The sequence below is a fragment of the Halorubrum yunnanense genome, from assembly GCF_026586675.1.
Lineage (GTDB): Archaea > Halobacteriota > Halobacteria > Halobacteriales > Haloferacaceae > Halorubrum > Halorubrum yunnanense.
On sequence record NZ_JAODIX010000001.1, the window covers coordinates 173,057 to 183,530 of the forward strand.

A 10,474-nucleotide genomic window follows, 5' to 3' on the forward strand; every position below is an offset into this window, starting at 1 on the left:
TGGTGAATATAGGCCGCCCAACCACCAATTCTGACCAACCTATATCAGTAAGTTCGGTCTGCGCACTGACGTGACCAATCGCACTGAATCGGTCGCCGCTCGTATCGACTCAGACTCGAAGACCAAGCTCACCCGCGCTGCCGAGGAGTGTGATCTCACCGTCTCGGCATACCTCGAGAGTGTTATCGAGGAACACATCGACCAGAATCCCCGCGATCTTCGAGCACTCGAACCGTCTCCTCCCCGAGATTCTGACCAGACGACGACCACTACACCCGAGGAATCACCGGATGGATTCGTCAAGGAAATGCTCGAGGAGTTAGAGTAACCGTGTCCAACGAGGTCCCTTCCATCGCCGAGCCGGACAGCCTCGAGAATCGCCTCGAGGAGTTGCTCGAACAAACGACTGAGTCGCTGGAACCGACCGACCCGGAACGAGCGCTCGAACTCTATCTCGACGATAAGGCTCGCGACTGCCAGGAGGCGACCGTCGATGCCCATCGCTCTCGGCTCGGCTTCTTCGTTGACTGGTGTGACGACCAGGACATCGACACGCTCGACCAACTCTCCGCTCGCGACCTCAACGAGTTCCGCGTGTGGCGGCGCGAAGACCTCAACGTCGTCAGCGAGAAGACGCAGATGGACTCGCTGCGCGTGTTCATCGAGTGGTGCGAGACCATCGACGCCGTCGAATCCGGGCTGTATCGCAAGGTCGACTCGCCGAACCTAGACAATGGCGAGAACGCACGAGACACCGTGCTCAACGCGAAACGCGCACAAGAGATCCTCGCTTACCTCGAACGGTACGAATACGCCACAACGGAGCACGTCTGCTGGGTCGTCCTCACGGAAACGGGCGTACGCCTGGGAGGAGCTCGTGCCCTCGACGTGGGCGACTACCAAGCCGACGCGGAGACGCCCCACATCGAGATCCACCACCGGCCGGACTCGGATACACCGATCAAGAACAAAGAGCCGGGCGAGCGTCGTGTCGCAATCACCGAAGCGGCGTGTGACGTGATCGACGACTACCTCGAACAGCGCCGCCCGGACATCGTCGACGATCACGGCCGGGATCCGCTCCTCGCGACCCAGCGAGGTCGCGTGGGAACGTCGACTATCCGGACCTACGTCTACCGATGGTCACGGCCGTGCGCTATCGGCCGGGAGTGTCCACACGACCGCGATCCTGACGACTGTGAAGCCGCCAACAACGAGGCACGAGCCGCACGCTGTCCGTCGAGCGTGACGCCCCACCCGATTCGCCGAGGATACATCACGCAGTTGCTCCGGGCAGGTGTTCCGGTCGAAATCGTCAGCGACCGGTGTAACGTCTCGCCGACGATCATCGACCAGCACTACCACGTGCGGTCGAAGGAGGACAAAATGAAACAGCGGCAGGAAGCCCTCGACGACGTCGACGGTCGTGGTTCATCGTACACCTAGTCGTCACGTCCCGACTATCGAGTGTCGCAGACACAGACGCCGCCTTCCCGTATCTGGTCCGTGACGTACTGGTGAACGCTGCGAGAGAGTGCATACATACTATCTGCTTGCTTCTCCGTGGGCCGCTTGCCGCCATAATAGCTGTCCGTTCGGTTATCATCGTACAGTCCCCGAAGCTCTCGTGTCGCCGGCCGCGAGAGCAGACCGAGCTCCACCGCTCGGTCGTAACAGTGCGTGTGGTCGTGGAAGTCGTCCAGCTCGTCACCACCGACTGCGAGGGCATAGGCCTCGATAGACCGCTCGGTTGCTCCGAAGCAAAGTTCGATGACAGCGGTGTAATGTCCTTCTCCGTTGATCCGTGCGACCGCATCCAGCAGCCGACACGCCTTCGTGAGCTGTGTCTTCCACTCGTCGTCGGTCGCGATCGCGTCCTCGCGGTTCGGGACCCCGAACCCCTCCTCGTTGAACGCGTCGATAGCCGCATCGAGAGCTGTTCTGATATCCCGCGGATCGGACTCCTCACTCATCGAGATCACCGTGGAAAACCATGCTCCGGACCGTCTGGAACTTCTCCGTCTCGTGAATTACGATCCCGTCGCTGAGTACCTCCCGTATCTCGGCGATGTACTTTGGGACCGCCTGAAGCGCCTCAACGTCTATCTCGTACTCGTACCGGCCGTTCTCAAACTCCTCGTCTTCGAGTGCCTGTTTGACCTGATTCGCCGCTCGCTGGTTTGCCATCCGATCTTCCTCGACGAGCACCCAAAGATCGATATCGCTCCGCCGGTCCGCTTCGCCTCGCGCGACGCTACCGTACAGAACGATCCCGATCACGCTGTCGAGTTCGCCGTGGAGTTCGGTTGCTGCTGCTCTCACCGGTTCTTGAAACTCGGCCTGAGGAATCTGTAGATAGGGGTCGTCCGGGACGTGGAGCCGCTCCTGGTTGATACGAACCCATCGCGTGTTGCCCTCGCGTCGTTCGACGACGAGATCGTTTTCGGAGAGTACGGTTACCGCCTTGGAGACGCTCGGCTGCGAATAGTCCACTGCCTCAACGAGGTCACTAATCGAGAACTCCTCAGTGTGGTGGCGACATAAAAAAGAGAGAACTGTATCTGTGGCCGTACTACCGAATAATTCTCCGCTTTTGGCCGGTATAGCGAGAAGTATCTGTAACCCGTCTTCGGCCTCAATATTCGAGCTACTTTTCATAGCAAAGGATCTGTTTCTCTTTCTACTTAAACTTTATAAGAACAGGGCGGCTTAGTTTATAATACATAGTTCTCTGAGAGGGTCAGCGACGGCGCCCGAGAGTGGCTCTAGATGTCGTCGAGGTATCCTCTCCGTTGTTCCATCTTCTCTTTCTGCGAGCGCTGGTCGTAGTGCTGGTCGATAACGTCGGCCGTCACGTTCGCCCGGTCGCCGACCACCGTCTCGGGCACGTCGCTCTGTAGGTAGTGCGTGATAGCGCCACGACGGAACGGATGCGGACTGACGCTAGACGGACACTTCGATGCTGCGCGACTTATCGTGGCCTCACAATCGGCCGGTTCACGGTCGTGTGGACATGCTTGGCCGTACTCGCACGGACGGGACATTCGGTAGCATTTCATCCGAAAACTAGACTTTGAAATTCGGCCGCCGCTCGTCGTGAGAAGCGGGTTCCGGCCGTGGTCATCCGTGACATCGAGCCGCCGCTCCCGGATCCAGTCGTCGAGGACGAGACAGACCTCGTTCGAGACGGCGATGATCCGTTCGCCTTCTCGCTTGTTCTTGAGTGGCGTGTCGGTATCGGGCCGATGCCGGAGTCGGAGGGACTGCTCTTCGGGGTCGTAATCTTCGACATCAAGCGCTCTCACCGAACCCATCCGAAGCATCGTGTGCCACAGGATCTTCGCGATCACGTGGTGAAGCGACGCGTACTCGTATCTCTCGAGGTACGTCAGTAGTTCCTCTGCGTCCTCGGTCTCGAGCATCACGTCGCGACTGTTCTCTCGGGGCGTGATATCGGGCGAGCGGACCTTCTTGTGGAGGTCCTGTTCGACGGCGTCGATTGACTCCAGCCACTTCACGAAAACGCGTAGCGTGTCCATCTGCGTCTTCTCGCTCACCTTCGTGAGATCGCCGACGTTTCGACGCCAGAGCCGGAACTCCTGAAGCCGCCGGCCGGTCAGCTTGTTCAGGTTTTCGATGTCGCGTTCCTCACACCACCGGAGCAGGAAGCTCCGGCGTGACTTGTGAGAGGCGACGGTCGCGTCCGCGACCGAGGTCTCTTTCTCCGCGATATACAGCTCGAATGCCGTTTCGGGGTCGATTGGTTCGAGTTCCATGGTTCGATCGGTCTCGAACCACACGAAGACGCGGCCTTCGACACCCGTTCAGCGAATCACCAACTTTTCCGAGTCGAGGGCCGTATCCCGTCGCGCCCGTATCGTTCTAATCGGATGACTGCGTCGGGGTAGACACCGCAATACTGCGAGGCGTATGCTTTCGTTCGACAGGTGACCGTCCACGGATGCATTAGTGGGGTTCGCGTACACCCAAACAGGACGCAGTAGAGAAAATCAATCGCTGATTGACCCATCCACCTCGCTTGATCGGAGAGACGGTCTCGAATTCGACGGGATCCAACTACTGTCTGGAGAAGATCCAGTCAGTACAAGGCACTTATTCGTCTTCGAGGGCGTCGTAGACGTCCCGGTTCGCATCTCGGTCGTTCGCCGCGACCCGTCGGACCAGTTCCCGCCGGATGTCCTCCATCACGTCGTCAATCGGAGAGGTCGTCTCTGCTCCTTCTTCGGTGGCCATGCCTGAACGGACGCTTCGAACGCGGTTAATCGTTCGGGTCCGACGAATCGCCGGTCAGCCGGTCCAGCCCGTACCGGACGAGTTCGTCTCGCCACTCATCGTTCTCACCGGCCAGATCCAGCTCCTCGGTGTGGGATCGCAGATACTCGGTAGTATCCTCCTCATCGACGGCCGCTTCGTCGGTGCCGAACTCTTTCAGGATCGTTCTCACTTCGTTGTCGTACTCGAACCGGTACCCGTTGAGGAAGTAGAAGACGACCGTCACATTGAGTGCAGTTCGTTTGTTCGCATCGACGAAGGGGTGGTTAGCGACGAGGAGCCGGAGGAGGTGATACGCTTTCTCGTGGATGGTGTCCGGTCCGGAACCGAAACTGCCCTCTTCGATGTAGTTCAACGCGAACTCGATGTCACCACGCGATCGAACACCGACGGGAGTATCGGGATACTCCGCGACGACGTCGTCGTGGATGGTGACGACGTCTTCGACGGACGGGTACCACAACGGGTCGGCCATTCGCTCTGGCGTCGGTGCTACACCAGTGTAGATTTTGTCATCGCCGGCTGAACGATGTCTGATATCACCGTTTCAATGACGTCGATTTCGACCGTCTCACACCTGAAAGGTCTAGTCGTTCGACAGTCGAACCAGCGCCCGTCGCGCCCGTATCGTCATAATCGCATGACGGCGGCGGGGTAATTGCCGCAATACTGCGAGGCGCGTGCTTTCGTTCGATGGGTGACCGTCCACGGATGCATCAGTGGGGTTTGCGTACATCCAAACAGGACGCAGTAGAGAAGATCAATCGCTGATTGGCTCATCTATACTGAGTGATCCGTACTTCACCTGTATCGGTTGCGGTCGGGTCTGACGGTACCACCAGCTGAGGATCTCAACAGGTTCTTGAATTTCGTAGTGAATGGACCTGCAAGCTCCTCGGAATACTTAGCGTATCCTCGCGGGCAACTGCTACTCCCCGACGCTGTTGAGCGCGCTGTTTAGCTCGAAGAGCTCGCGGACGACATCGCTGTCCGCGACCCGGTATCGGCGTGGTGACGTGTTCGGAACCTCCTCGATGAGTTCCACCTCAACCAAGAGGTCGGTATAGTTGCCGACGGTCTGGCGCGTGACGCCAGCGTGTTCTGCGAGTTCGGTCTTGTTGAACTCGCGGTTCGGCGGGAGATCGAGCAGCGCGTCTACGAGAATCGGGATCGCATCGTGCTGCGTGAGGTAGAGCCACCCGCTCGGGTGCTCCTTCCGGAGCTCCTTCTTTGCTCCGCGGTCGTCCGCCTGTTCCATACTACTCATACACAGAGACACCATCTGTGTGTGTATAAGTGTTCCCACTAGCGTTAATCGTCATTAACAGTCTTTATGTGAGTATGGATTCATCCCTCCGCTATGGAGAAGCCGTCGGTGAAATGTGCCCTCTTGGCGACGATGATAGCGAAACACAAGTGGGGCACACCGATCACGGAGGAGGCACTCCTCAATCTCTCAGCGATCGACGGCGACTATCCTACTGCGCGAGATGTCTACGCCGACCTTCGCCGCGAACCCTACATCACCTACCGCGGAAACCGCGGTATCGAACTCAACAAGAGCCGCTTCGACAAACTCGCCGATGTCCTCTACCACGAGTGTGGCTGGGAAGCGTGGGAGATCGACAGTCGTCTGAAGCACTACGAGGGTATCGAGGAGCACGATTGGAAGTGACCCCGCTATACTGAACGAGCTAGCTCCCGCTGAGCCGGAGAGGCCGATACGAGATGTGGGCTCTGTATCTCGCACGGATCGTATAGAGTGTTAACTTAGTTGTCAGAAAGGCGGTTTTGAACCAGCCGCATTCGACCGCCTCACGCCTGAAATGTCCAGTCGTTCGACGTACGACGTGCGTGTTGACCTCTCAGCCGAGGGGTTCGATCCGTGGTGCGACTGCCCGTACGACGGATCGAAGGCGTGTAAGCACGTTGTCGCCGTGTTAGTTCGGTGTGCCGACGACGTTCTGAGGGACGAAGGCGACCGGCTTGACGCCACGCTCGACGCCGCGGATACGGACAATCTTCGGGTCTTCTTCGGGGAGACGCTGGCGACCGACGCTGCCATCGGTGAACGCTTCTTCGCCCCTTTCGGTGAATCGTCGACGCGGTCGGTCACCGACCTGCGCGCTGCGATCGACCGGCAGTTCGAGGAGACGAATCCCGACTACCTCGTCGTCTTCGAACCGATCAACTTCTCGGAATGGTTCGACCTCGCGAGCGAGTATCGCGATCAGGGACGGTACGCGTCGGCAGCGGCAGTGTATCGTGCCCCCGTCGAATCGCTCGACGGCAACATGGAACGTGTCGACGAGGCGTACGAGCACTTCTCGCAGGCATTCAAGCGAGCGCTCCACGGGCATGTCGACTGCGTGACGGCCGGAGATATCGACGCTGACGAGGCCGCCGACGCCGTCGCGTTCCTCAGGGAGCGGCCGGCACCCGGGACGCCGTTGCTCGGCGAGTGCTTTGAGCACGCAGCGGCGAAGTTAGAGGAAACGCTCACTGAGCGGCGAGAGCATTAATTCACCGCTATCTCGCTTTTCGCCGCGCTTCAATTGCTCACTCTCCGAGCGCGGCAACAATGTCGTCGATCGTATAGAGACGTACATCGTCACGTCCGGCAGCGGCTTCGCGGACGCTATCGGTAAACCCGCTCCGGGAGAACAGCGCGTATTCGACCGTTCGCGTGCTACCGCCCGACGGCTGCCACCGGAGTTCCTCGACATGCGTCTCCAGTGAGCCAAGTGCGCTGTAGTCGAGTGGCGATTCCTGATACTTGCACTCACCGACGACGAGCGTTTGCTCGTCGGTGAGTCCGACAACGTCGATCTCGTGGTCCTGATACCACCACTGTCCGACATCGACGATCGGTGTCTCGCCGTACAGCGTCCACAGGGCCTCACAACACAGCTGTTCGAAGGCGGGAGCGACGAAGTCAGCCAACTCCGGTTCGACGAGCCGTTCGTAGGCGTCGTCGCCAAACTGGTCGTAGCGATCCGAACTCCCGTACAGGAACCGGAACCAGAACCGGAACAAAGGGTCACGCAGCCGATACTGGCTTCGCTTGGATCGCTCCGGCTTCTCCGTCACCGGCACGTGCCGTTCGATGAGCCGAAGCCGAGAAAGTCGATCCAAATACGTCGATAGCTGGTTGTAGTCGATACCCGTCACACCGGCGATCTCGTTCCGTCCGGTCGCCCCGCCGGCGATCGCTTCGAGGATCGAGAAGTAGCGCGTCGGCTCTGTCAGCTCCATACGAAGAACGTACTCCGGTTCGTTACGGAGCGATCCGTGATGAGTCAGCACCGTCTGCTGAATGTTCTCGCTGAGTGATCTGTCGGCGTCAACTTCTTCGAGGTAGTAAGGAACGCCACCGAACACACTCCACGCACGCAGGGCCTCGTCCGGTGTCACACCGTCTGGTAAAAACTCCGTCGCGGCGTCGAACGAAAGTTCACGGATGTCGAGGGTAAGGGATGTTCGCCCATATAGCGGGCTGTCTCCAAGCAGAGTCGCTTCCTCCATCATGCTGATCGACGATCCGACCAGAACGAACGTCGTCTCCGACTCGTCGAACTTGTGATCGAACAACGCCTGTAACACTGACGGGAGGCTCTCGTCCTGTTCGATCAGGTATGGGAATTCGTCGAGGACGACGATCGCATTTTGCTCGGCGAGATACCTGAACAGCCGCTCCCAGTCGGGCCGAATGTCTTCGATGCCGGGAAACGTCTCGGCTGCGGCCTCGATGAACTGTTCCAGTTGAAGCTCTCGCGTCTTCTGTCGTGCCTGATAGAAGACTGTGTTCGCCTGTCTCTCAAGCGCCTTCTTTACGAGTCTCGTTTTCCCCAGCCGTCGCCGTCCGTACACGACCGCGAGGTCTGCGCTCCCCGAGTCGAAGAGATCGTAGAGTCGATCCAGCTCCTCCGATCGGTTCACGAAGTTTACCATGGCGACGAGTTGGTGACTCTGGAATAAAAATATTCTGAATAATCATATTCCAGAATATCATATTCCGGGATATCATATTTGAGTATATTATAATGGATAGTGACGAGCAGTGATCGGTGAGCGCGTCTCAGATGTTGTCGAGATACCCTCGGCGCTGCTCCATTTTCTCATCTGACTCCGTCGGTCGTAGTGCCCGTCGAGAACTCCTGGCGTCACGTCCGCAGGATCGCTGACGACATCTTTCGGAACACCATTGCTTAGGTGGTGAGTGATTCCACCACGTCGAAGAGCGTGTGGACTGACGTTCGAGGGGCAGTCGAACGCGGCAGTATACGCCATCGCGTCACAATCGTCTGGATCACGGTCATGCGGGCACTCTCCAGTGGAAACGCAGGGCCTTGTGTACCTGTAGCCATCCCCCCGAAGCGTCGATCGGTGCGTGCGTCCCTTCGACGTTGACACGAGTGGTCGCCTGCCGAACTCGTCGTCTACATCGGGTCGCTGATTGGCTATCCAGTTGTCGATAAGCCCGCACACCCTGTTCGATAACGCGATCAGCCGCTCTCTATCTCCTGCATTCTTGATTGTCGCTCCGGTCTCAGGTCGATGGACGACAGCGATGTATTGCCCGTCTGAATCGTAGTCGTTGACGCCGAGCGAGTGGACCGCACCGGTCCGCATCATCGTGTGCCACATCAGCGTGAGCACGACGTGAGGGCGTGATGCGTACTCGCACTTCGAGAGGTACTCGAGAACCTCTTCAGCACGATCGGACTCGAGCATCACGTCGCGGACGTTCTACGGGTCTCGTAACACGGGCGACCGCACCTTCGTGTGGAGGTCGTCGACGGCGGCGTCGATACTCTCTAACCACTTCACGAAGACGCGAATTGTATCCATCTGGGTCTTCTCCGTGGCGGGTGCGAGACCACCCTCACGACGCCGCCACAGACGGTACTCGTGGAGCGTCCGTCCGCTCAGCTTGTTCAGGTTGTCTATGTCCTCCTCGTCACACCAGCGAACGAAGTGACCGAGACGGGAGCTGTGCGAGTACAGCGTTGCCTTGGCCACCTCGGCTTCGCGATCGGCGAGGTCCAGTTCTACGGCTGTTTCCGGGTCGATTGGTTCAAGACTCATCGCTCTTGGTGGCGCGAGTCGTAGTTACGACCCCGATCTGAAGTCCCTGATTTCAGGCAGTACAGGCCCGAAAAGACGATCCGTTCTCAGTATGAACTCCCGCCCGTCGCGCCCGTTACATTTTCTGTCAGAGCGGATTAGTACGTTGACAAGCAGACATATAAGCCAAACTTCGTCGCTTTGAATTCTTTGTTGTCGGTGGGCCCGCGTCGACTATCGACATATGCATTTTCGTTGCAGCTCATGCCTTGTCTCCATGATCGAGTCGACAACGGCGAACAACGCTTCCATCGCGTCTATTCGCAGTTTCGCCATGCTTGTGAGCCGCCGTCGTGACTATGCTTAACCCCTCATCGCAGCTACGCTGTGAATACACCGGCAGAGCCTTGTTTAGACGCGGTGTGGATAGGGCGAAACAGCCGCTATCCAAAGAAGAAAATCAAACAGGGAGGCTCCACAGATGGATCCCGTTCAGTCAACATAGACGCTAACCCGCGTTCCCGGGAGCGTCTAAACAAGGCCCACCGGTAGCATTTCGTATCCCACCGTGCCTGCGAGAGCTGATGTCGTCACTACGCAAGTTCGTGGACTGTAACGGAAACCCTGTGTGACGCTTGATAAAGGTGACCTCGGGACGGGCTGGAATCCTGTCCACGGCGAGATCACGGCCGAGCAACGAGTGTACGTCCAGCGACTCGGCCGGGGTCTACGTCGTTCCGGCACTTGCGGACGGACAAATCCCGAACCTCTCCGAGGAGATTTGGTGAAACCCGCTGCAAGGCGGTTCTTGACGCGACACCGTAGGATTCGATACAGAAGTAACGCCAGATTCATTTGTCTATTCATCCAATTCTATCGAATTATTCTCAATATAACTCGGTTTAAACGTGAAAAATAATCTAATGATCACTAACGATCAGTGATCAGTAATTAAAACTAGAAAATTAGATTTAGATATACGCTCTTGTGTAGCACATTGTTGATTTCAGAGAGTTGCTTTGACGGCGTGTTTGAGCGCTTTTCGTCCGGGTTTGCGGTAGAGTTCTCGTCTGAGTTGGAACGCTCGGAGATACTGTGTGAGGCGATCTTTTGA

The 10,474-nt window shown here is 57.9% G+C and carries 11 protein-coding genes and 2 pseudogenes; 4 read left to right on the forward strand and 9 right to left on the reverse strand.

Annotation, left to right across the window (positions count from 1 at the left end; translation table 11 throughout):
- Positions 1-70: 70 nt before the first annotated feature.
- Positions 71-328 (forward strand): hypothetical protein, encoded by a 258-nt coding sequence (locus N5096_RS00925; protein ID WP_267662466.1) that lies wholly within the window; start codon positions 71-73, stop codon positions 326-328.
- A 2-nt stretch (positions 329-330) separates the two neighbouring features.
- Positions 331-1,446 carry a tyrosine-type recombinase/integrase gene (locus N5096_RS00930; RefSeq protein ID WP_267662467.1) on the forward strand — a complete coding sequence of 372 codons (1,116 nt, stop codon included), beginning with the start codon at positions 331-333 and terminating at the stop codon, positions 1,444-1,446.
- A 14-nt stretch (positions 1,447-1,460) separates the two neighbouring features.
- Here N5096_RS00930 and N5096_RS00935 read toward each other — a convergent pair whose 3' ends face one another.
- From N5096_RS00935 to N5096_RS00960, 6 genes are all read right to left on the reverse strand, one after another.
- The gene (locus tag N5096_RS00935) at positions 1,461-1,973 is read right to left on the reverse strand and encodes a DUF8154 family protein (protein ID WP_267662468.1); all 513 of its coding nucleotides are present in this window, start codon (positions 1,971-1,973) and stop codon (positions 1,461-1,463) included.
- Positions 1,966-2,658 carry a nucleotidyltransferase domain-containing protein gene (locus tag N5096_RS00940; protein ID WP_267662469.1) on the reverse strand — a complete coding sequence of 231 codons (693 nt, stop codon included), beginning with the start codon at positions 2,656-2,658 and terminating at the stop codon, positions 1,966-1,968. The genes N5096_RS00935 and N5096_RS00940 overlap by 8 nt, the downstream gene beginning before the upstream one ends.
- Before the next feature lie 107 nt (positions 2,659-2,765).
- Positions 2,766-3,776 (reverse strand): tyrosine-type recombinase/integrase, encoded by a 1,011-nt coding sequence (locus N5096_RS00945; RefSeq protein ID WP_267662470.1) that lies wholly within the window; start codon positions 3,774-3,776, stop codon positions 2,766-2,768.
- Positions 3,777-4,113: 337 nt separating this feature from the next.
- A complete protein-coding gene (locus tag N5096_RS00950; protein ID WP_267662471.1) occupies positions 4,114-4,254 on the reverse strand; it encodes a hypothetical protein in 141 nt (46 codons plus the stop codon).
- Between the two features lie 25 nt (positions 4,255-4,279).
- Complete coding sequence (locus tag N5096_RS00955; protein ID WP_267662472.1) at positions 4,280-4,768, reverse strand: type II toxin-antitoxin system death-on-curing family toxin; 489 nt, start codon at positions 4,766-4,768, stop codon at positions 4,280-4,282.
- 453 nt (positions 4,769-5,221) lie between these two features.
- Positions 5,222-5,560, reverse strand: a complete 339-nt coding sequence (locus N5096_RS00960; RefSeq protein ID WP_267662473.1) for a helix-turn-helix domain-containing protein — start codon at positions 5,558-5,560, stop codon at positions 5,222-5,224.
- A gap of 93 nt (positions 5,561-5,653) precedes the next feature.
- Between N5096_RS00960 and N5096_RS00965 the strand changes: the two genes are divergently transcribed.
- Positions 5,654-5,968, forward strand: coding sequence for a hypothetical protein (locus N5096_RS00965; protein ID WP_017343654.1), 315 nt, complete (start codon positions 5,654-5,656; stop codon positions 5,966-5,968).
- Between the two features lie 151 nt (positions 5,969-6,119).
- Positions 6,120-6,815 carry an SWIM zinc finger family protein gene (locus N5096_RS00970; RefSeq protein ID WP_267662474.1) on the forward strand — a complete coding sequence of 232 codons (696 nt, stop codon included), beginning with the start codon at positions 6,120-6,122 and terminating at the stop codon, positions 6,813-6,815.
- A 37-nt stretch (positions 6,816-6,852) separates the two neighbouring features.
- Here the strand turns inward: N5096_RS00970 and N5096_RS00975 are convergent, their stop codons facing one another.
- From N5096_RS00975 to N5096_RS00985, 3 genes and pseudogenes are all read right to left on the reverse strand, one after another.
- Positions 6,853-8,244, reverse strand: coding sequence for an ATP-binding protein (locus N5096_RS00975; protein ID WP_267662475.1), 1,392 nt, complete (start codon positions 8,242-8,244; stop codon positions 6,853-6,855).
- 127 nt (positions 8,245-8,371) lie between these two features.
- A pseudogene (locus N5096_RS00980) lies at positions 8,372-9,381 on the reverse strand (tyrosine-type recombinase/integrase).
- Positions 9,382-10,366: 985 nt separating this feature from the next.
- Positions 10,367-10,474: pseudogene (locus tag N5096_RS00985) on the reverse strand (IS1595 family transposase); the annotation flags it as partial.

Coding starts and splice junctions, on each gene's coding strand:
- N5096_RS00935 (WP_267662468.1), bottom strand. CDS start 1,973: ATGAGTGAGGAGTCCGATCCGCGGGATATCAGAACAGCTCTCGATGCG.
- N5096_RS00940 (WP_267662469.1), bottom strand. CDS start 2,658: ATGAAAAGTAGCTCGAATATTGAGGCCGAAGACGGGTTACAGATACTT.
- N5096_RS00945 (WP_267662470.1), bottom strand. CDS start 3,776: ATGGAACTCGAACCAATCGACCCCGAAACGGCATTCGAGCTGTATATC.
- N5096_RS00950 (WP_267662471.1), bottom strand. CDS start 4,254: ATGGCCACCGAAGAAGGAGCAGAGACGACCTCTCCGATTGACGACGTG.
- N5096_RS00955 (WP_267662472.1), bottom strand. CDS start 4,768: ATGGCCGACCCGTTGTGGTACCCGTCCGTCGAAGACGTCGTCACCATC.
- N5096_RS00960 (WP_267662473.1), bottom strand. CDS start 5,560: ATGAGTAGTATGGAACAGGCGGACGACCGCGGAGCAAAGAAGGAGCTC.
- N5096_RS00965 (WP_017343654.1), top strand. CDS start 5,654: ATGGAGAAGCCGTCGGTGAAATGTGCCCTCTTGGCGACGATGATAGCG.
- N5096_RS00970 (WP_267662474.1), top strand. CDS start 6,120: ATGTCCAGTCGTTCGACGTACGACGTGCGTGTTGACCTCTCAGCCGAG.
- N5096_RS00975 (WP_267662475.1), bottom strand. CDS start 8,244: ATGGTAAACTTCGTGAACCGATCGGAGGAGCTGGATCGACTCTACGAT.